Source organism: Methylobacterium indicum, assembly GCF_017347565.1.
Lineage (GTDB): Bacteria > Pseudomonadota > Alphaproteobacteria > Rhizobiales > Beijerinckiaceae > Methylobacterium > Methylobacterium indicum.
Map to the genome: position 1 here is coordinate 473,830 of NZ_AP024145.1, position 19,845 is coordinate 493,674.

Sequence of the window (19,845 nt, forward strand, 5' to 3'; positions counted from 1 at the left end):
GGGCCTTGAGGCCATGAACACCCACCTCTTGCTCCAGCTCGTCGTCAACGGGCTGATCGTCGGCGCCCTCTACGGCGTGGTCGCGATGAGCTTCGTCCTGATCTACAAGGCGAGCCAGGTCGTGAACTTCGCCCAGGGCGAGTTCCTGCTGATCGGCGCCTGGGTGTGCTGGTGGCTGCTCACCACCTACCAGCTGCCGTTCCTCGTCGGCATGGGCATCACCTTCGCGTTCATGCTGGTCTTCGGCATCGCGCTGCAAGTCGTGGTGCTGAGACCCCTGATTGGCGAGCCGATCATCTCGGTCATCATGGTGACGATCGGCCTGTCGATCTTCTTCCAGGCCCTGTGCAAGTGGCTGTTCGGCGTCTTCGCCCAGCCCTTCCCGCCGATCTTCCAGACCCAGTCGGTGTCGTTCCTCGGGCTCGAGATCCAGACCGTGTACCTGATGAGCCTCGGCATCTCGGTCGCCATGATGGCGGGCTTCGCCTGGTTCTTCCAGTATTCGAAGCACGGGCTCGCCATGCGGGCCACCGCCTTCAACCAGCAGGTGGCCCAATCCCTCGGCATCTCGGTGCGCAACGTGTTCGCGATGGCCTGGGCGATCTCGGCGGTGGTGTCGTCGGTCGCCGGCATCGTGGTCGGCATCGTCAACGGCGTGTCCTCGGCCCTGTCGCTCTACGGCATCAAGGTGTTTCCGGCCGTCATCCTCGGCGGGCTCGATTCGGTCGTCGGCGCGGTGATCGGCGGCCTCGTCATCGGGGTGCTGGAGAACGTCGCGCAATACGTCGACGGCCAGTACCTGCACTGGGGCAACCTCTACGAGATCGTTCCCTTCTACGTCCTGGTGGTGATCCTGATGATCAAGCCCTACGGCCTGTTCGGAACCCGTGACATCGAGCGCGTCTGATGGCGACCCAGAGCCTGATCCCCGCCGGCGACTACCGCACCACGTATGCCGCCGACACGACCATCTTCCCCACCGCCGGCAGCCGCTACGCGGTCTGGGCGGGGCTGGCCTTGCTCTGCTGCGCGCCCCTGGTGCTCGACCGCTACTGGCTGAGCCTGCTGATACAGATCGGCTACTTCGCGGTGGCGGCTCTGGGACTCAACATCCTGGTCGGCTTCACCGGGCAGATCTCGATCGGGCACGCCGCCTTCTTCGGCTTCGGCGCCTTCGCGTCGGCCTGGCTGTCGAACAATTACGGGATTCCCGTCTTCTTCGCGATCCCGCTCGCCGGCGTCCTGACGACGGCGGTCGGGTTGATCTTCGGCCTGCCGGCGGCCCGCCTGAAGGGGCTCTACCTCGCCATCGCGACGCTCGCCGCGCAGTACATCCTGCAGGATTTCTTCGCCCGGGCGAACTGGTTCACCGGAGGCGTCGCCGGCACCGCGGCCGACGCCTTCTTGATCTTCGGCTTTGCTTTCGACACCGACCACCGCTACTTCTACGTGGTGCTGGCCTATCTGATGCTGACCTTCGTGCTCGCCACCAACCTGATGCGCTCCCGCGACGGCCGGGCGCTGGTGGCGGTCCGCGACCACTACCTCTCGGCGGAGATGATGGGGATCAACCTCACCCGCTACCGCACCCTGTCCTTCGGCCTCTCGGCCTTCTTCGCCGGCATCGGCGGCGCGCTCTACGCGCATTACCTGCAATTCGTCTCGGTCGAGGGCTTCGGCATCCTGCTCTCGATCCAGTTCCTCGGCATGATCATCATCGGCGGGCTCGGCTCGATCATGGGCACGCTGATGGGCACCGCCTTCATGGTGCTGGTGCCCGAAGCCATGGGCTGGCTCACCGACGCGGTCCGCGGCTCGGCCCTCGACCGGGCCTTGTCGCTCAAGGACAACCTGTCCTTCCTGCGCGAGATGGCGATCGGTCTGGTGATCGTGCTCTTCCTGATGTTCGAGCCCGACGGGCTCGCCCATCGCTGGCGCCAGATCAAGGCGTACTGGAAGCTGTATCCGTTCTCGCACTGACATCATCGACAAACAAGCCAGGCGGATCGCGGCCGGATCAAGGGGGACACTGACCACGAGCTCTCCCTTTCCCGGACGACTGGAACGAAGTGGAAGGAGATCCGGGATCCAGCACAAGATGTGCCGCGAAGCGGCTCAGCAGACTGCACCGTTGCGGGCAGTCGGTCGCTTCGCGAAGTTTTACCGCTGGATCCCGGATCTCCTTCCGCTGACGCTCCAGTCGTCCGGGAAAGGGAGAGGGTCGCGAAGAATCGGCACGAATAATTGGCTTGGCCATCATTCTCTGTCGTGTACCGTAAACATCATCGACGAGGCTGGCGAACCAGCCCACCCACCGGAGGAAACCAGACCCATGCTTCGCCTGTCCCTGTCCTCGGCCGCCATTCTCGCCCTGGCCGTTCCCGCCCTCGCCGCCGAGATCCCGATCGGCCATCTCGCCGACCAGAGCGGCGCCACCTCGGATGTCGGCGTGCCCTACGCCCAAGGGGTGGCCGACGCGCTCGCCTACGTGAACCGCAAGGGCGGCATCAAGGGCGAGAAGATGAACGTCGAGTCGGTCGATTACGGCTACCAGGTGCCGCGCGCCGTCGCGCTCTACAAGAAGTGGACCGGCGGGCGCGACAAGGTCGCGGCGATCCAGGGCTGGGGCACCGCCGACACCGAGGCTTTGTCGGCCTTCGTCACCAAGGACGAGATCCCGTACATCTCCGGGAGCTACGCCGCGCAGGTCAGCGACCCGACCGGCGCCAGCGGCAAGGCCAAGGCCGCGCCCTACAACTTCTTCTACGGCCCGTCCTACTCGGACGCGCTCCGCGCCATGCTGCTATGGGCCGCCGACGACTGGAAGGCCAAGGGCAAGACCGGCAAGCCGAAATACGTCCATATGGGCGGCAACCACCCCTACCCGAACTCGCCCAAGGAAGCCGGCGAGGCGATGGCGAAGGACCTCGGCTTCGAGGTGCTGCCGGCGATCGTCTTCGCGCTTGCGCCCGGCGACTACACGGCGCAATGCCTCACCGCCAAGAATGCCGGGGCGAACTACGCCTATCTCGGCAATACCGGCGGCTCGAACATCTCGCTTCTGAAGTCCTGCAAGTCGGTCGGCACCGACATCCAGTTCATGGGCAACGTCTGGGGCATGGACGAGAACGCCGCCAAGGCGGCCGGCGAGGCGGCGAACGGCGTCGTCTTCCCGGTCCGCACCGCGGCGGTGAGCGGCAGCACCGCGCCCGGCATGGCGATGGCGGCCGAGATCTCGAAGGTGTCGGATGCCGCCGGCACCGCCTATCGCCCGGTGCACTACTATACCGGTATCTGCGCCGCCCTCTACATGACCGAGGCGCTGGCCTGGGCCAAGGACAATGGCGGGCTTGCCGGCCCCAACGTCCGCAAGGGCTTCTACCAGAAGAAGGACTGGGTGCCGGCCGGGATGGAGGGCGTCTGCGTCCCCTCGACCTGGTCGCCCACCGACCATCGCGGGATGATGGAGGTCCACATCTACCGCGCCAAGGTCTCGGGCCCGACCGACGGGGCGCTGCCCGACCTGATGAAGGCCGGCACGATCAAGCTCGAGCCGGTCAAGACCGTGACGCTGCCGCGCAAGAGCGAGTGGCAGGGGTGGTAAGGGCCGTCCTTGACAGATGACCCGCCCGTAACCCTCCCCCCTCTGCGGGGGAGGGTGCCCCGCGGATGCGGGGCGGGAGAGGGGGCGACGCTTCCGGATAAAGCGGACCTGTTCTGAAGGGCGCTCCCTGGAATAGCGTCGCGCTGCCCCTCTCCCGGCTCGCATCCGCTCGTCACCCTCCCCCGCAGAGGGGGGAGGGTTCGACGTCGCATCTCGCTGACTGAAAGCCATCCGATGTCGCAGGTCACGACCCTCGAACGCCCGACCCAAGAGGCCACTCAGGCCCCGCTCCTCAGCTTGCGCAACGTCGAGGTCGTCTACGACGACGTGATCCTGGTCCTGCGGGGCCTGAGCCTCGACGTGCCGGCGGGCTCGATCACGGCTTTGCTCGGCGCCAACGGCGCCGGCAAGTCGACGACGCTCAAGGCCATCTCGGGCCTCCTGCGCTCGGAGGACGGCGAGGTCACCCGCGGCGAGATCGTGTTCGACGGCACCCGCATCGACGGCATCGAGCCCGACAGGATCGTGCGCCGCGGCATCTTCCAGGTGATGGAGGGCCGCCGTATCGTCGCCGACATGACGCCGATGGAGAATTTGCGCCTCGGCGCCTTCTCGCGCCGCGACAAGGAGATCGGCCCGGATCTCGAACGGGTGCTGACCTACTTTCCGCGCCTGAAGGAGCGCACCGGTGCCGCCGGCTACCTCTCGGGCGGCGAGCAGCAGATGCTGGCGATCGGCCGCGCGCTGATGGCCCGCCCGCGCCTGATCCTGATGGACGAGCCCTCGATGGGCCTCTCGCCGCTCCTGGTGAAGGAGGTCTTTTCGATCATCCGCCAGATCAACCAGGATCTCGGCGTCACCATCCTGCTCGTCGAGCAGAATGCCCGCGCGGCCCTGTCGGTGGCCGACCGCGGCTACATCATGGAGCAGGGCAAGGTGGTGCTCGACGGCACGGTCGAGGAGCTGCGCACCAACGAGGACGTGAAGGAATTCTACCTCGGCGGCGCCGGCGACCAGCGCAAGAGCTTTCGCAACCTGAAGAGCTTCAAGCGGCGCAAGCGCTGGATCTGACGCGCCCGTCCAGCCATCCCGCGGTCTGCCCGGCGGCTCCCGGGATGAGCGGAGGCGGCTACGGACGCCGCCTCACCCCAGCCGTGCCAGCAGCCGCTCCGCCCGGCGCAGGTGCGGCCGGTCGAACATCTCGCCGTCGATGCCGACGACGCCCATGCCGGGCGCCTCCGCGAAGGCGGCCACGACCTTGCGCGCCTGCGCGAGTGCCGCGTCGGTCGGCGTGAAGGCCTCGTTGATCACCGCGACCTGCGCCGGATGGATCGCCATCTTGCCGGCGAACCCGTCGCGCCGCGCCTCCCGGCACTCGCGGGCGAGCCCGTCGAGGTCGCGAAACAGGGCGTTGATGGTGTCGATCGCGTCGACCTCCGCGGCGGCCGCCGCCATCAGGGTCAGGTTGCGGGCGAGCACGAACGGCGCGGTCCAGGCGCCGTCCTCGCCCCGGTTGGTCTCGGCGCCGAGATCGGCGGAGAGATCCTCCGCCCCCCAGGTGATGCCGGAGAGCCGCCGGCTCGCTCCCGGCAGGCTCTGGAGTGCGAAGACGGCGCGGGCGGTCTCGGTGGCGATCGGCAGGATGCGGGTGGCGCCGTCCGGCAGCCCGTGTTCCGCCTCGTGGACGGCGAGGCGCGCGCCGAGCTGCCCCACGCTCGGGCCGCCCTCGGCCTTCGGCAGCATGATCCCGTCGGGCGCGTGCGGCATCACCGCGGCGAGGTCGTCCTCGGTGAGGCCGGTATCGAGGGCGTTGACGCGCACGTAGAGCCTGGGCCGGCCGGCGACGTCGCGCATCCGCGCCAGGAAGCCGGCGGCGATTTCGCGGGCCTTGCCCTTCTCCGGCAGGGCGACCGAATCCTCGAGGTCGAGGATCAGGGCGTCGGCGCCGACTTCCAGCCCCTTCTCCTGCTTGCGGGGCGAGTCACCGGGGACGAACAGCAGGGAGCGCATCGGATCTCAGGCCTCGCTCGCGGGTCGCTTGCGCATCATCGCCTGGCGGCGGCATTCCGCCACCAGCGTGCCGTCCTGGTTATAGGCCCGGTGGATGAAGTCGACGATGCCGGCGGTGGGCCGCGAGCGCGATTCGCGCTTGGCGGCGACCTCCGTCGTCACGCTCACCGTGTCGCCCTCGAACAGCGGGGCGGGAAAGCGGGTCTCGGTCATGCCGAGATTGCCGATCGTGGTGCCGACGGTCGTGTCGTTGACCGAGATGCCGATCATCAGGCCGAGGGTGAACAGCGAGTTCATCAGCGGCCGGCCCCACTCGGTCTCGGTGGCGCAGAAATGCGCGTCGATGTGGAGCGGCTGCGGGTTCAGCGTCATGTTGGAGAAGAGCATGTTGTCCATCTGCGTCACCGTCCGGGTGAGGCGATGGCGGAGCGTGGCGCCGACCTCGAAATCCTCGAAGTACAGCCCGCCGCGCGGATGGGTCGAAGCCGGAATCGTGCTCACGCGGCATCCTCCGTGGTCAGGGTGATCAGGCGGGCGCCCTCGGCGACCTGCTGGCCGGCCTCCGCCAGGACCTCGGCGACCGTGCCGTCGGCAGGCGCGGTCAGCGCGTGCTCCATCTTCATCGCCTCGACCACCGCGAGGCGCTGGCCGCGCACCACATTGTCGCCGGGGGCGACCAGCACCGCGACGAGGCGGCCGTGCATCGGCGCCTTGATGGTACCGCCCTGGTCGATGTGGTCGAGATCGACCGCGAAGGGGTCGGGGGGGCTGAGCGCGATCTGGCGGCCCTCGGCGAGCACCAGCAGGCCGGGCGGCGCCTCCACCACCGTGACGGAATCCGGCTCGGGGCCGGCCGTGTCGTACTCCACCGTGAGCCCGGACGGACCCCAGTGCAGCACGGCCTCGGCCGGCTCGCCCTCGAGCATGAAGGGATAGGTCTGGCGCCGGGCCTCGCCGAGCTGGAACCCGTCCGCCGCGTCCCAGGGCGAACCGGCGCCGGCGGGCCGGTCCCGCGTCACCAGGGCGCGGAGTCCGGCCCGGATCGCAGCGTCGCGGTGCGGGCTCGGTGCCGTCAGGGCCGCGAGGTCGCGGTCGATGAAGCCGGTATCGAAGCGGCCTTCGCGAAAATCCGGCGCCTCGGCCAGTGCCTTCAGGAAGGCGACGTTGGTCTTCGGCCCCGCCACCAGCGTGCGGCCGAGCGCCCCCGCCAGCCGATCCAGCGCCTCGTCGCGGGTGGCGCCGTGGGCGATCACCTTGGCGATCATCGGGTCGTAGAACGGGGTCACCCGGTCGCCCGCCCGCACGCCGGTATCGACCCGGATGCCCTCACCGGACGGCAGAACGAGCGCCCGCAGCGGACCCGTCGAGGGCAGGAAACCGTGATCCGGATCCTCGGCGTAGAGCCTGGCCTCGACGGCGTGGCCGCGGATCGCGAGCCCCGCCTGATCGACCGGCAGCGCCTCGCCGGAAGCGACGCGGAACTGCCATTCCACGAGGTCGTGCCCGGTGATCGCCTCGGTCACCGGATGCTCGACCTGGAGCCGGGTATTCATCTCCATGAACCAGAAGCCGTCGGGGCGCAGGCCCTCGCGGCCGTCGGCGATGAACTCGACCGTGCCGGCGCCGACATAGCCGACCGCCTTCGCCGCCTCGACGGCGGCCCGGCCCATGGCGGCGCGGACCTCGTCGGGCATGCCGGGGGCGGGCGCCTCCTCGATCACCTTCTGGTGGCGGCGCTGGAGCGAGCAATCGCGCTCGAACAGGTGGACGGCATTGCCGTGGCCATCGCAAAAAACCTGGATCTCGACGTGGCGCGGCGACAGGACGTACTTCTCGACCAGCACCCGCGGGTCGCCGAAGGCGTTCTGGGCTTCCCGCTGCGCGGAAGCCAGCGCATCGGCGAAGTCTGCCGGTCCCTCGACTCGGCGCATGCCCTTGCCGCCGCCGCCGGCCACCGCCTTGATGAGGACGGGGTATCCGATCGCCGCCGCCTCCGCGGCGAGGAAGTCGGGCTCCTGGCGGGCGCCGTGATAGCCCGGCACCACCGGCACGCCGGCTTCTGCCACCAGCGCCTTCGCCGCATCCTTGAGGCCCATGGCGCGGATGGCCGACGCAGGAGGTCCGACGAAGACGATGCCGGCTTGCGCGCAGGCCTCGGCGAAGTCCGGCCGCTCCGACAGGAAGCCGTAGCCCGGGTGGATGCACTCGGCCCCGCTCGCCCGGGCCGCTTCGATGATGCGGTCGATGCGCAGGTACGAGGCGGAGGCCTCGGCCGGGCCGATGCAGTGGGCTTCATCGGCCAGTGCGACGTGCATCGCGTCGCGGTCGGCCTCGGAATGGACCGCGATGGTGCGCATCCCGAGGGCCCGGGCGGTGCGGATCACCCGGCAGGCGATCTCGCCGCGGTTGGCGATCAGGACGGAGGCGAGGCGGCGTGTGGTCATGCTGTCCTCACATCCGGAACAGGCCGAACCGGGTCTCCGGCACCGGCGCGTTGAGGCAGGCCGAGAGCGAGAGGCCGAGCACCCGGCGCGTCTCCTCGGGCAGGATGATGCCGTCGTCCCACAGCCGCGCCGTGGCGTAGTAGGGCGAGCCCTCCTCCTCGAACCCGGCGCGGATCGGCGCCTTGAACGCCTCTTCCTCTTGAGGGCTCCAGGCGCCGCCCCCGGCCTCGATGTTGTCGCGCTTGACGGTGGCGAGCACGCTCGCCGCCTGCTCGGCGCCCATCACCGAGATGCGGGAGTTCGGCCAGGCGAACAGGAAGCGCGGCGAGTAGGCCCGGCCGCACATGCCGTAATTGCCGGCCCCGTACGAGCCGCCGACGATCACCGTGAGCTTCGGCACCGCCGCGGTGGCCACGGCGGTCACGAGCTTCGCCCCGTTCTTGGCGATGCCCCCGGCCTCGACCTCGCGCCCGACCATGAAGCCGGAGATGTTCTGGAGGAAGATCAGCGGAATCCGGCGCTGGCAGCAGAGTTCGATGAAGTGCGCGCCTTTCAGCGCGCTCTCCGAGTACAGGATGCCGTTATTGGCGAGGATCCCGACCGGCATGCCGTGCAGCCGGGCAAAGCCCGTGACCAGCGTGGTGCCGTAGAGCCGCTTGAACTCGTCGAACTCCGAGCCGTCGACGAGGCGGGCGATGAGTTCGCGGGCGTCGTACTGCTTGCGCAGGTCCGTGGGCACCAGGGCGTCGAGGTCGCTCGCCCCGTAGGCCGGCTCGACGGAGGCCGCGATGTCGAGATCGGGCCGCTTGACGGTGTTGAGGCCCCCGACGATGCGGCGCAGGATGGCGAGCGCGTGGGCATCGTCGGTGGCGTAATGGTCGGCGACGCCCGACAGCCGGGCATGCACGTCGGCGCCGCCGAGGTCTTCCGCGCTCACCATCTCGCCGGTTGCCGCCTTCACGAGAGGGGGACCGCCGAGGAAGATCGTGCCCTGGCGGCGCACGATCACGCTCTCGTCCGACATCGCCGGCACGTAGGCGCCGCCGGCCGTGCAGGAGCCCATCACGCAGGCGATCTGCGGGATGCCGGCGGCCGACATCTGCGCCTGGTTGTAGAAGATGCGGCCGAAATGCTCGCGGTCGGGAAAGACTTCCGTCTGCTGCGGCAGGTTGGCGCCGCCGGAATCGACGAGGTAGAGGCAGGGCAGCCGATTCTGGAGCGCGATCTCCTGCGCCCGCAGGTGCTTCTTGACGGTGAGCGGGTAGTAGGTGCCGCCCTTGATGGTGGCGTCGTTGCAGACCACCATCACCTCGCGGCCGGCCACCCGGCCGATGCCGGTGAGGATTCCGGCGGCGTGGATCTCGTCGCCGTACATCCCGTGAGCGGCGAGGCCCCCGACTTCCAGGAACGGCGAGCCCGGATCGAGCAGGCGCAGCACCCGGTCGCGGGGCAGGAGCTTGCCGCGGGCGACGTGGCGCTCGCGGGCCCGCGCCGGCCCGCCGGCGGCGGCCTTGGCGCGGTGGCTCTTGAGGGCGGAGCGCAACTCGCCCCAGGCGGCGCGGTTCTGCTCCGCCGCCCCGGAGGTGAGGTCGGCGCTGGTGGGAATGACCGGCATCGGCTCGACCCTCAGGCGGATTTGGTGAAGAGCTCGCGGCCGATCAGCATCCGGCGGATCTCGCTGGTGCCGGCGCCGATCTCGTAGAGCTTGGCGTCACGCAGCAGGCGCCCGGTCGGGTAGTCGTTGATGTAGCCGTTGCCGCCGAGGAGCTGGATCGCGTCGAGGGCGCATTGCGTCGCCCGCTCGGCGGCGTAGAGGATCGCGCCGGCCGCGTCCTCCCGGGTGGTCTCGCCGCGGTCGCAGGCCTGGGCCACCGCGTAGACATAGGCCTTGGCGGCGTTGGTCGAGACGTACATGTCGGCGAGCTTGCCCTGGACAAGCTGGAACTCGCCGATCGCCTGGCCGAACTGCTTGCGCTCGTGGACGTAGGGCATCACCACGTCGAGGCAGGCCTGCATGATGCCGAGCGGCCCCGCCGCCAGCACCGCCCGCTCGTAATCGAGGCCCGACATCAGCACGTTGACGCCGCGGCCGACCTGGCCGAGCACGTTCTCCTCCGGGACCTCGCACTCCTCGAAGACCAACTCGCAGGTATCCGAGCCGCGCATGCCGAGCTTGTCGAGCTTCTGGGCGGTGGAGAATCCCTTCATGCCCTTCTCGACCAGGAAGGCGGTGATGCCGCGGGGCCCCGCCGCCGGGTCGGTCTTGGCGTAGACCACCAGGGTCTCGGCGATGGGTCCGTTGGTGATCCACATCTTCGAGCCGGTGAGCACGTAGCGGTCGCCCCGCTTCTCGGCGCGGGTCCTCATCGACACCACGTCCGAGCCGGCCCCCGGCTCCGACATCGCGAGCGCCCCCACATGCTCGCCGGAGATGAGCTTGGGCAGGTATTTCCGCTTCTGCGCGTCCGAGCCGTTGCGCGTGATCTGGTTGACGCACAGGTTGGAATGCGCGCCGTACGACAGGCCGACCGAGGCCGAGGCCCGCGACACCTCCTCCATCGCCACGCAATGGGCGAGGTAGCCGAGGCCGAGGCCGCCATACTCCTCCTCGACCGTGATGCCGTGGAGGCCGAGCGCCCCCATCTCGGGCCAGAGGTCGCGTGGGAAGGTGTTGGTGCGGTCGATCTCCTCGGCCCGCGGCGCGATCTTCTCCTGCGCGAAGCTGCGCACGCTGTCGCGGATCGCCTCGGCAGTCTCGCCCAGGCCGAAGTTGAATTCACGCGCGGCGTTCGGGATCATCGGCGCCTCCTCCCATTTTCCCCATTCATACGAACGATCGTTTTTTAAGACAAGCCGTCTCCGCCGTCCGCGCGACGCCCGAGCGCCGATCCATTGAAACGCAGACGCGGCCCATATATCTTCCGATCATGCGGAAGAGTTATGACGGCAATCATGGCTGAACGGACCGACCTGCTCCGCCCACCGGAGGCGGCCTTCGTGTCCGGCATCGCCGTGAAGGCGGTCGACCGCGCGATCGACGAGCATGTGCTCCCGGAGGGTTTCTCCGTGCTCGACGACGGCCGCCGGCTCACGCCCGGCGCCTGCGTGATGATCGCCTTCTATTATGCGGCGGCCGACACCTTCACGCCGGGTCTCCGCAAGCACATCCTCACGCGCTTCGAGGAACGGCTGCGTCACGTCGAGTTTTCGCAGTATAGCGCGCTCTCGCGCCAGAACTGGACGCTCGACGAAGAATACTGGAGCGTCGATCTTGCGCCGTTCCTCGCGCGCACCGCATGCGGTTACGAGCGGCTGCGCGAGGCCGAGGCTGAAGTGTCGCGCGACGCGGCAGTGATGAGAGGGGCCGAGGTGCTGCGCGGGACGCGTGTGCCCGTGCACGACGTCGCCGCGTCGGTGGGAGCCGGCGAACCGATCGGGCGCATCCGCGACGCCTACCCGTCGCTGACCGATCGTCAGATCGAGCTTGCAGTCATCTACGCCACCGCCCACCCGCTGCGTGGGCGGCCGCGCGGCACTGTCCTGTCCGCTGGTATTCGGCCCGTCGAGCGCAAGCGCGTACCGCGCAAGACGGCCGGATGAAGTTTCTGATCGACGAATGCCTGAGCCAGCGGCTGACGACGATGGCGCGAGACAGAGGATATGCGGAATCCTCGCATGTCCACTGGCTCGGCCTTGGCGGTATTCAGGACTGGCACCTGATCCGTCGCGCGGTGGATGAAGACTGGACGCTGGTGACGAAGAATTCCTACGATTTCCGCGGTCCTGCCGGTGCGCCGGGCAAGCCCGGTCTGCATGCGCTGCAACCGATTCATGCCGGGCTCGTCTGCTTGAACGGCCCGCCCGGCATGAACCTCGCCCTGCAGGAGGAACTGTTCGACATCGCGCTCGACGAGATCGCCGCCCTCGGCGACGATCTGGTCAACCATGTGCTCGAGATCACGGCCGACGAGACGGACGTCGTGATCGAGCGCTATCCATTACCAGTGACATGACCCGCGACGCGGTCTGTCGAGGTTCGACGACGATCCCTCGCAACTCGAACTGACCGGGCCGCTGTCCCTAACCCCGCGCCACCGCCCGGGCGATCCGGCCGGCGCCCGGTCCCGCCGCCGCGGCATGGGTCGCGGCCCGCATCCGCGCCGCGCGGTGGCTGGCATGGGTGATGGCGATGGCGAGCGCATCCGCCGCATCCGCCGTGTCGGCGGTGGCCTTCGGCAGGAGGAAGCGCACCATGGCGCCGACCTGGTCCTTCTCGGCGTGGCCGGCGCCGACCACGGTCTTCTTCACCAGATTGGCGGCGTATTCGGCCACCGGCAGGCCGGCGAGCGCCGGCACCAGCAGGGCGACGGCGCGGGCATGGCCGAGCTTCAGGGTCGCCTGCGCGTCCTTGTTGACGAAGGTTTCTTCCACGGCGGCCTCGTCGGGGAGCATCGTGGCGACGACCTTGGTCAGGCCCTCGTGCAGGCTGCACAGGCGGGTGGCGAGGTCGTCGTCGCCGTTCGAGGTCACGGTGCCGCTCGCCACGAAGGCGAGGCGGGTGCCCGTCACGGTGATCAGGCCCCAGCCGGTGCGGCGCAGGCCCGGATCGATGCCCAGGATGCGGATCGGTTCGCTCATCGCCGCTCAGGTGTCCTTGCCGTGGGTGCGGGCGGCGCCCGCATCATGCCGAAAAACCGTCCCGGCGCGAAGAGCGCCGGTGTCTAGCCGGGAAACCGCTGCACCGCCAGCACGGGACGTTCCGTGAACATGCCTGAAGCACCCTTGCGCCCGAGACCTTGACGAATCGTCACCGTGGGGTGCGTGGTGACCTTATGTCACTCGATCTCGCCGCGCTGCTCCCGCTCGACGCCCGGGCCGCCACCCTGTTCCTCGCCGCGCTCGTCGGCGGGCTGGTGCGCGGCTTCACCGGCTTCGGCTTCGCGATGGTGTTCGTGCCGGTGGCCGCCGCTGCCGTCGGCCCGGCGGCGGCGGTCGGGCTGATCTGGGTGGTCGACGCACCGTTCTCGCTGTGGTTCGGCGCCCGCTCCGCCCCGCGGGCGGTCTGGCGCGAGGTGGTGCCGCTGCTGATCGGCTCCACCCTCCTGCTGCCGGTCGGCGTGCAGCTCCTCACCCATCTCGATCCGACGCTGACCCGCTGGATCACCGCGGGCGCGATCTTGCTGGCGCTCGCCGCGCTCGTCTCGGGCTGGCGCTACAAGGCGGACCCGTCGCTGCCGCTCTCGCTCGCGACGGGGGGCGCCTCGGGCCTGGCGAGCGGCTTTGCCGCGCTCGGCGGCATGCCGCTCGCCGTGTTCTGGCTCGCCAGCCAGCGCGCCTCCGCGCGTCAGGTGCGCGACAACCTGATGGCGTATTTCGGCCTCTCGACCCTGATCTCGGGTGTCGTATTCACGGCGACCGGCGTGCTCACCGGTCCCCGCTTCGCGGAGGCGGTGCCGCTGCTCCTGCCCTACGGCCTGGGCCTCTGGGTCGGCTCGCAGGGCTTCCACCGCGCCTCCGACCGGATGTTCCGCACGGTCGCCTACGCGGTGATCCTGGTGGCGGTCTGTTTGGCGTTGCCGCTCCGCTAGAGCGCTTCACGATCGCGTTGCAATCGCGAAGCTCTCTAAGTCTTTGTTTTGCCGCATTTTCTTCGACGAACCGGCATCCACTTCGTCGGAAAATGCTCTAGGCCTTGTCCCACCAGCCCTTCTCGGCCTGGAGCCCGTGCTGGCCGCGATAGGGGGCCACCTCCGGGCTCCGCCAGCCCTCGGTCAGGTCCGGTGCGAGCCGATAGACCTCGACGGCGAGCGGCCGGCACACGTCGATCGGGTCGCGGGCGTCGGGGCCCCAGAGCGGCACCGAGAGGTCGCCGCCCGGGCAGGTCGAGAGGGCGCAGAGCAGGTCGATCTCGGCGAAGAATTCGAGGTAGTCGCCGGCTTTGGCCGGGCAGTCGCGCATGAAGTACAGGTCGTCGTGGTTGAGGCCGGTGACCTGGAACACGTTGAGCACGTCGTGGACGTCGAATTCGGTCAGGCCGAACGGCATCACCGCGCGGGTGAGGTTCGAGTGGCAGTGGAAGTGGAAGTCCTGGCCGGTGAGCAGCTTGTTGACGTAGGGGTCGCAGCGGGTGCCGAGGAGATCGTGGACCCGGCCGCCATATTCGTCGGTGCCGTAATGCGCCAGTGTGTCGGCCGTGATGGTGACGAGCGGGCGCAGGAACGGCAGGGTCGACCACAGCCGGTCGAAGGTCGTGACATGGGCGCCCTGAAGCTGGCGGGTGCGCGCCGCCCATAGCCGCTCGCGCGGGTCGTGCCGGTTCCAGATGTTGAGGTCGCCGACCTGCGGCCCCTCCGGCGCCACGATGCGGAAAACGTGGCCCGCCGGCACGCTCCAGGCCCGCCCAAAGCGGATCGGGATGGTGAAGGCATCGACCAGGCTGCGCCCGCCGGTCTCGGCGGCGATCCGTTCGTAGAACGGCCGGTCGACCGACAGGGCCGAGCCTTCGCTGACTTGATAGGCGGCGGGAAAGTCCTTCATGCCGGGGGCTCCGGGTGGGGTGTGGCAGGGGTGGCGGAGGAGAAGGCACTTCCCCTCCCCCCTCTGCGGGCTAGCGGATTCACACATCTCGGCTTGAGAGCTAACCCTCTGTGAATAGGCGCGCTTTCCCCTCCCCCTTGTGGGGAGGGGTTAGGGGTGGGGGTGGTGCCGGAGTAGCCTCGCGCTCTACGCGGCACCACCCCCACCTCCAACTCCTCCCCACAAGGGGGAGGAGAGGCGCATTACCTTTGAGGGGAAAGCTCTCGAACCGAGAAGTGTGAACACGCCAGCCTCTGCGGGGGAGGGTGGCCTGCGGAGCAGGCCGGGAGAGGGGAACCACGCTTCCGGATATGGCAGAGCCGTTCTGGCGGGCGCTCCCTGGATCAACGTCGCGCTGCCCCTCTCCCGGCCCCTGCTGATGCAGGGGCCACCCTCCCCCGCAGAGGGGGGAGGGTTGAGGCGCGCCTTTTCTTTTCCCCGGTCAGCCATGCCCTTGTGGGTCGGAAAGAGCGCTCTACTCCGCCGCCGTCGCGAGCGGGGCGTCCTGGCTGCGGAAGCGGGCCAGCAACGTCGCCTCCTCGTCCCGCGCCGCCTCCAGGTTCTTCGCCTTCACCGGCCCGTAGCCGCGGATGCGCTGGGGCAGGCCGGCCAAGCCCACCGCCGCGGCGTGGTTGGCGGGCGTGAGGTCGCAGGCGATCTCCGTGAGCAGCGCCTCGAAATCCTGCACCAGCCGCCGCTCCTCGCGCCGCTCCCGCGTGTAGCCGAACGGATCGAAGGCGGTGCCGCGCAAGGCCTTCATCCGGGCCAGCATCCCGAACGCCGTCATCATCCAGGGCCCGAAGGTCATCTTGCGCGGCCGGCCGGTGGCGGGGTCGCGGCGGGCGAGCAGCGGCGGGGCGAGGTGGAACTCGTAGCGGAGGTTCTCGCCCTCGAAGGTGCGCTGGACCTGGGCCTGGAAGCTGCCGTCGGTGTAGAGCCGCGCGACTTCGTACTCGTCCTTGTAGGCCATCAGCCGAAAGAGCGAGCGGGCGGCGGCGTCGGTCAGGGCCGACTGGCCGGGCACGGTCGCCGATTCCCGCGCCCGCAGGGCCGAGATGGTTTGGGCGTAGCGCGCGGCGTAAGCCGCGTCCTGGTAGGCGGTCAGGAAGGCGACGCGCTTGGCGATCACCCCGTCGAGATCCGGCGCCAGGTCCGGGGCGGGCGCCTCGACCGCCCGCATGGTCTCGGGCGAGGCCGCCGCGCGCCGGCCCCAGGCGAAGGCGGCGCGGTTCATCGCCACCGCCTCGCGGTTGAGCTCGATCGCCTTCAGGAGCGCGTCCCGCGACAGCGGCACCCGCCCGCGCTGCCAGGCGAAGCCCAGCATGAACATGTTGGCGGCGAGCGCATTGCCGAGCACCGAGACCGCGAGGCTCGTCGCATCGGTGAAATCGGCGTGCTCGGGCCCGGCGGCCTCGCGGATCGCCCGCTTGATCCGCTCGGCCGGCAGGGAAAAATCGGGCCGGCGGGTGAACTCGCCCGGCATCACCTCGGCGGTGTTGACGACGAGGTGGGTGCGACCTCTGGCGATCGCCGACAGCACCTTGCGGTTGCCGCTGACGACGAGGTCGCAGCCGAGCACGAGGTCGGCGGCGCCCGCCCCGACCCGGATGGCGTGGATGTCCTCCTGGCGGTTCGCCAGCCGCACGTGGCTGAACACCGCCCCGCCCTTCTGGGCGAGGCCGGCCATGTCGATCATGCCGAGGCCCTTGCCCTCGAGATGCGCCGCCATGCCGAGGATCGCCCCGACCGTCACCACGCCGGTCCCGCCGACGCCGGTGACGATCAGGTTGTAGGTGCCGTCGATCGCAGGGATCGCCGGCTCGGGCAGGCCGGCGTCCGGCGCCGCGTCGGTCGCCACCGGGACACCGGCCGGCGTGCTGCGGGGCTTGGCGCCGTGCACCGTCACGAAGGACGGGCAAAACCCCTTCACGCAGGAAAAGTCCTTGTTGCAGCTCGACTGGTCGATGCGGCGCTTGCGGCCGAACTCGGTCTCGACCGGCTGCACCGCGACGCAGTTCGACTGCACCGAGCAGTCGCCGCAGCCTTCGCAGACGAGTTCGTTGATGATCACCCGCTTGTCGGGGTCGGGATAGGCGTTGCGCTTGCGCCGGCGGCGCTTCTCGGAGGCGCAGGTCTGGTCGTAGATCATCACCGAGACGCCCGGCACGGTGGCCAGTTCCCGCTGCACCGCGTCCAGCTCGTCGCGGTGGTGGATCGTCAACCCGTGCGGCCAGCTCACCGTCGAGGGGTACTTGTCCGGCTCGTCGGTGACGAGCGCGATGCGCTCGACGCCCTCCGCCCGCACCTGCGCGGCGATGCGGTCGACGGTGAGCCCGCCCTCGTGCGGCTGGCCGCCGGTCATCGCCACCGCGTCGTTGAACAGGATCTTGTAGGTGATCGTCGTGCCGGTATCGACGGCCCAGCGCAAGGCCAGCGACCCCGAATGGTTGTAGGTACCGTCGCCGAGATTCTGGAAGACGTGGCCGCGCTTGGAAAAGGCGTTCTCGCCGATCCAGTTCGCGCCCTCGCCGCCCATCTGGGTGAAGCCGTCGGTCTCGCGGTCCATCCACTGCGCCATGTAGTGGCAGCCGATGCCCGCATAGGCCCGCATGCCGTCGGGCACCTTGGTCGAGGAATTATGCGGGCAGCCGGCGCAGAAATGCGGGATCCGGGCCGCGATGTCGGCGGTCTGGGCCAGCCGCTCCTGCGCCCCCTTGAGCCGGGCGACGCGCCCCGCGAGGTCGTCGTTGCGGTGGTAGCGCAGCAGGCGCTCGCCGAGGGCCACCGCGATGTCGTTGGGATCGAGCGCGCCCTTCACCGGGAAGAGCCAGTTCCCCGCCTCGTCCCGCTTGCCGATGCAGACCGGCTGGTGGGCCGACCCGTACAGCTCCTCGCGCAGCTGCACCTCGATCAGCGAGCGCTTCTCCTCTACCACCATCACGAGGTCGAGGCCGTCCGCGAACGCCGCGAGTTCGCGCCGCGACAGGGGCCACGGGCAGGCGACCTTGTAGAGGCGCAACCCCATGTCGTTGGCCTTGACCTCGTCGAGGCCGAGGTCGTCCATCGCCTGGCGCACGTCGAGATAGGACTTGCCGACCGTGATGATGCCGATCTTCGGCTGGCGCCCGCCCGAGAGCACGATGCGGTTGAGGTTGTTGGCGCGCACGAAGGCCAGCATGGCGTCGCGCTTGAAGTCCTGGAGGCGGGCCTCCTGCTCGAGGATGCCGTCCGGCGTGCGGATGTTGAGCCCGCCCGGCGGCATGAGAAAATCGTCGGGGAGAACGATCTTCACCCGGTCGAGGCGGGCATCGACGCTCGCGGTCGATTCGATGTTCTCCTTGATGCACTTGAAGGCGACCCAGGTGCCGCAATAGCGGCTCATCGCGTAGCCGTAGAGGCCGTAATCCAGGATCTCCTGCACGCCGGCCGGGTTCAGGATCGGGCTCATGACGTCGACGAAGTGGAACTCCGACTGGTGCGCGACGGTGGAGGATTCCGCCGTGTGGTCGTCGCCCATCAGCGCCAGCACGCCGCCGTGGCGCGAGGTGCCGGCCATGTTGGCGTGGCGAAACACGTCGCCGGAGCGGTCGACGCCCGGGCCCTTGCCGTACCAGAGGCCGAACACGCCGTCGTAGCGGCCCTCGCCCCGCATCTCGGCCTGCTGCGAGCCCCACAGGGCGGTGGCGGCCAGTTCCTCGTTGAGGCCGGGCTGAAAGACGATGTTGGCGGCGTCGAGGACTTTCTTCGCCCGGACCAGGTTCTGGTCGAGCCCGCCGATCGGCGAGCCGCGATAGCCCGATACGAAACCCGCGGTGTTGAGCCCCGCCGCCCGGTCGCGGGCCTGCTGCATCAAGAGCATCCGGATCACGGCCTGAGTGCCGGTGACGAAGACCTGGTCGCGGGAGAGGTCGTACTTGTCGTCGAGGCTGACCGGCCGAAGGGACGGGGTGGTCGCGGGCGTGCCCATCGCGTGTTCCTCTCCTCCTCGCGCGGTGCGGGCCGGTTTCACCAGCCTCTCGAGACCACGCCGATATGGCAGGAAGGCTGACATTTACGGGGCTGGGCGTCAACGCGACCTGGAAGCATTCCAGGCCGGCGCGCCTTGCCGCTCCTGCGGTTTCGCGGCATCACCGGTCACCCTTGGTGGGCCCTTCGCCCGCCCGCACCGGATGGTCCCGATGATCCGCCCCGACATCCTCGCCGCGATCGGCGGCACGCCCTTGATCCGCCTCAAGCGCGCCTCGGCGGAGACCGGCTGCACCATCCTGGGCAAGGCCGAGTTCATGAATCCGGGCCAGTCGGTGAAGGACCGCGCCGCCCTGTCGATGGTCGAGGCGGCCGAGCGCGCCGGCACCCTGCGGCCGGGCGGCACCATCGTCGAGGGCACGGCGGGCAATACCGGCATCGGGCTGGCGCTCGTCGGCGCGGCGCGGGGCTACCGCACCGTGATCGTGATCCCCGACACGCAATCGGCGGAGAAGAAGCAGGCGTTGCGGCTCGCCGGGGCCGACCTCGTCGAGGTGCCGGCGGTGCCGTTTGCCAACCCCAACAACTACGTGAAGGTGGCCGGCCGCCTCGCCGAGCGGCTCGCCGCCACCGAGCCCGGCGGCGCCTTCTTCGCCGACCAGTTCGACAACCTCGCCAACCGCGAGGCCCATATCGCCACGACGGGTCCCGAGATCTGGGAGGCGACCGGGGGCAAGGTCGACGGCTTCATCTGCGCGGCCGGCACCGGCGGCACGCTCGCCGGCACCGCGGCGGCTTTGCGCGCCCGCAACCCCGGGGTAGCGATCGGGCTCGCCGATCCCGACGGCTCGGCGCTGCACCCCTACTACGCCACCGGGGAACTCAAGGCCTCGGGCAACTCGATCACCGAGGGCATCGGCCAGGGCCGCATCACCGGCAACCTCGAGGGTTTTCGCCCGGACGTGTCGTTCGGCATCCCGGACAGCGAAGCGCTGCCGCTGGTCTTCGGCCTCCTGGAGGAGGAGGGCCTGTGCCTCGGCGGCTCGTCGGGCATCAACGTGGCCGGCGCGATCCGGCTCGCCCGCCATCTCGGCCCCGGCCACACCATCGTGACGATCCTGTGCGACTACGGCACCCGCTACGCCTCGAAGCTGTTCGACCCCGACTTCCTGCGCGCCCGCGACCTGCCGGTGCCGCACTGGCTCGCGGCGCCCCGGACGATCGATCCGGGGCTGGTGGGGTGAG

Annotated in this window: 16 protein-coding genes; 8 read left to right on the plus strand and 8 right to left on the minus strand. The window is 69.5% G+C overall.

The window, feature by feature from the left end:
- The first annotated feature begins 13 nt into the window (after positions 1-13).
- The 4 genes from miv_RS02245 to miv_RS02260 all read left to right on the plus strand — a co-directional run bounded on the left by miv_RS02245 (position 14) and on the right by miv_RS02260 (position 4,675).
- Entirely contained in the window at positions 14-907 is an 894-nt protein-coding gene (locus tag miv_RS02245) for a branched-chain amino acid ABC transporter permease (RefSeq protein WP_048429761.1), read from the plus strand.
- A complete protein-coding gene (locus miv_RS02250) occupies positions 907-1,980 on the plus strand; it encodes a branched-chain amino acid ABC transporter permease (RefSeq protein ID WP_207181218.1) in 1,074 nt (357 codons plus the stop codon). The genes miv_RS02245 and miv_RS02250 overlap by 1 nt, the downstream gene beginning before the upstream one ends.
- A 352-nt stretch (positions 1,981-2,332) precedes the next feature.
- The gene (locus miv_RS02255; protein ID WP_207181220.1) at positions 2,333-3,604 is read left to right on the plus strand and encodes an ABC transporter substrate-binding protein; all 1,272 of its coding nucleotides are present in this window, start codon (positions 2,333-2,335) and stop codon (positions 3,602-3,604) included.
- Positions 3,605-3,838: 234 nt separating this feature from the next.
- Positions 3,839-4,675 carry an ABC transporter ATP-binding protein gene (locus miv_RS02260; RefSeq protein WP_207181222.1) on the plus strand — a complete coding sequence of 279 codons (837 nt, stop codon included), beginning with the start codon at positions 3,839-3,841 and terminating at the stop codon, positions 4,673-4,675.
- A gap of 72 nt (positions 4,676-4,747) precedes the next feature.
- Here the strand turns inward: miv_RS02260 and miv_RS02265 are convergent, their stop codons facing one another.
- From miv_RS02265 to miv_RS02285, 5 genes are read right to left on the minus strand one after another with little or no spacing between them, the layout of a single operon-like run.
- Positions 4,748-5,614, minus strand: coding sequence for an HpcH/HpaI aldolase/citrate lyase family protein (locus tag miv_RS02265; protein ID WP_207181224.1), 867 nt, complete (start codon positions 5,612-5,614; stop codon positions 4,748-4,750).
- A gap of 6 nt (positions 5,615-5,620) precedes the next feature.
- Positions 5,621-6,115 (minus strand): MaoC family dehydratase, encoded by a 495-nt coding sequence (locus miv_RS02270; protein WP_048427072.1) that lies wholly within the window; start codon positions 6,113-6,115, stop codon positions 5,621-5,623.
- Positions 6,112-8,058, minus strand: a complete 1,947-nt coding sequence (locus miv_RS02275) for an acetyl-CoA carboxylase biotin carboxylase subunit (protein WP_207181226.1) — start codon at positions 8,056-8,058, stop codon at positions 6,112-6,114. Before miv_RS02275 ends, miv_RS02270 begins: the two co-directional genes overlap by 4 nt.
- A 7-nt stretch (positions 8,059-8,065) precedes the next feature.
- On the minus strand, positions 8,066-9,673 hold the full coding sequence (locus miv_RS02280; RefSeq protein ID WP_207181228.1) for a carboxyl transferase domain-containing protein: 1,608 nt from the start codon (positions 9,671-9,673) through the stop codon (positions 8,066-8,068).
- An 11-nt stretch (positions 9,674-9,684) separates the two neighbouring features.
- On the minus strand, positions 9,685-10,857 hold the full coding sequence (locus tag miv_RS02285) for an isovaleryl-CoA dehydrogenase (protein WP_207181230.1): 1,173 nt from the start codon (positions 10,855-10,857) through the stop codon (positions 9,685-9,687).
- Positions 10,858-11,010: 153 nt separating this feature from the next.
- Between miv_RS02285 and miv_RS02290 the strand changes: the two genes are divergently transcribed.
- A complete protein-coding gene (locus miv_RS02290) occupies positions 11,011-11,658 on the plus strand; it encodes a DUF433 domain-containing protein (RefSeq protein WP_207181232.1) in 648 nt (215 codons plus the stop codon).
- The gene (locus tag miv_RS02295; RefSeq protein WP_207181234.1) at positions 11,655-12,071 is read left to right on the plus strand and encodes a DUF5615 family PIN-like protein; all 417 of its coding nucleotides are present in this window, start codon (positions 11,655-11,657) and stop codon (positions 12,069-12,071) included. The genes miv_RS02290 and miv_RS02295 overlap by 4 nt, the downstream gene beginning before the upstream one ends.
- A gap of 67 nt (positions 12,072-12,138) precedes the next feature.
- Here miv_RS02295 and ruvC read toward each other — a convergent pair whose 3' ends face one another.
- Positions 12,139-12,696, minus strand: a complete 558-nt coding sequence (ruvC, locus tag miv_RS02300; protein WP_048427067.1) for a crossover junction endodeoxyribonuclease RuvC — start codon at positions 12,694-12,696, stop codon at positions 12,139-12,141.
- Positions 12,697-12,890: 194 nt separating this feature from the next.
- On the opposite strand from ruvC, the gene miv_RS02305 reads away from it, so the two are divergent.
- Positions 12,891-13,646: a sulfite exporter TauE/SafE family protein gene (locus miv_RS02305; RefSeq protein ID WP_207181236.1), complete on the plus strand. Its 756-nt coding sequence runs from the start codon at positions 12,891-12,893 to the stop codon at positions 13,644-13,646.
- A gap of 97 nt (positions 13,647-13,743) precedes the next feature.
- Here the strand turns inward: miv_RS02305 and miv_RS02310 are convergent, their stop codons facing one another.
- Both miv_RS02310 and miv_RS02315 read right to left on the minus strand, forming a co-directional pair.
- Positions 13,744-14,595 carry an urea carboxylase-associated family protein gene (locus tag miv_RS02310; protein ID WP_207181238.1) on the minus strand — a complete coding sequence of 284 codons (852 nt, stop codon included), beginning with the start codon at positions 14,593-14,595 and terminating at the stop codon, positions 13,744-13,746.
- A gap of 514 nt (positions 14,596-15,109) precedes the next feature.
- Entirely contained in the window at positions 15,110-18,601 is a 3,492-nt protein-coding gene (locus tag miv_RS02315; protein ID WP_207181239.1) for an indolepyruvate ferredoxin oxidoreductase family protein, read from the minus strand.
- A gap of 211 nt (positions 18,602-18,812) precedes the next feature.
- Between miv_RS02315 and miv_RS02320 the strand changes: the two genes are divergently transcribed.
- Positions 18,813-19,844: a cysteine synthase A gene (locus tag miv_RS02320; RefSeq protein WP_244748826.1), complete on the plus strand. Its 1,032-nt coding sequence runs from the start codon at positions 18,813-18,815 to the stop codon at positions 19,842-19,844.
- Position 19,845 lies beyond the last annotated feature (1 nt).

Coding starts and splice junctions, on each gene's coding strand:
- miv_RS02245 (WP_048429761.1), top strand. CDS start 14: ATGAACACCCACCTCTTGCTCCAGCTCGTCGTCAACGGGCTGATCGTC.
- miv_RS02250 (WP_207181218.1), top strand. CDS start 907: ATGGCGACCCAGAGCCTGATCCCCGCCGGCGACTACCGCACCACGTAT.
- miv_RS02255 (WP_207181220.1), top strand. CDS start 2,333: ATGCTTCGCCTGTCCCTGTCCTCGGCCGCCATTCTCGCCCTGGCCGTT.
- miv_RS02260 (WP_207181222.1), top strand. CDS start 3,839: ATGTCGCAGGTCACGACCCTCGAACGCCCGACCCAAGAGGCCACTCAG.
- miv_RS02265 (WP_207181224.1), bottom strand. CDS start 5,614: ATGCGCTCCCTGCTGTTCGTCCCCGGTGACTCGCCCCGCAAGCAGGAG.
- miv_RS02275 (WP_207181226.1), bottom strand. CDS start 8,058: ATGACCACACGCCGCCTCGCCTCCGTCCTGATCGCCAACCGCGGCGAG.
- miv_RS02280 (WP_207181228.1), bottom strand. CDS start 9,673: ATGCCGGTCATTCCCACCAGCGCCGACCTCACCTCCGGGGCGGCGGAG.
- miv_RS02285 (WP_207181230.1), bottom strand. CDS start 10,857: ATGATCCCGAACGCCGCGCGTGAATTCAACTTCGGCCTGGGCGAGACT.
- miv_RS02290 (WP_207181232.1), top strand. CDS start 11,011: ATGGCTGAACGGACCGACCTGCTCCGCCCACCGGAGGCGGCCTTCGTG.
- miv_RS02295 (WP_207181234.1), top strand. CDS start 11,655: ATGAAGTTTCTGATCGACGAATGCCTGAGCCAGCGGCTGACGACGATG.
- ruvC (WP_048427067.1), bottom strand. CDS start 12,696: ATGAGCGAACCGATCCGCATCCTGGGCATCGATCCGGGCCTGCGCCGC.
- miv_RS02305 (WP_207181236.1), top strand. CDS start 12,891: ATGTCACTCGATCTCGCCGCGCTGCTCCCGCTCGACGCCCGGGCCGCC.
- miv_RS02310 (WP_207181238.1), bottom strand. CDS start 14,595: ATGAAGGACTTTCCCGCCGCCTATCAAGTCAGCGAAGGCTCGGCCCTG.
- miv_RS02315 (WP_207181239.1), bottom strand. CDS start 18,601: ATGGGCACGCCCGCGACCACCCCGTCCCTTCGGCCGGTCAGCCTCGAC.
- miv_RS02320 (WP_244748826.1), top strand. CDS start 18,813: ATGATCCGCCCCGACATCCTCGCCGCGATCGGCGGCACGCCCTTGATC.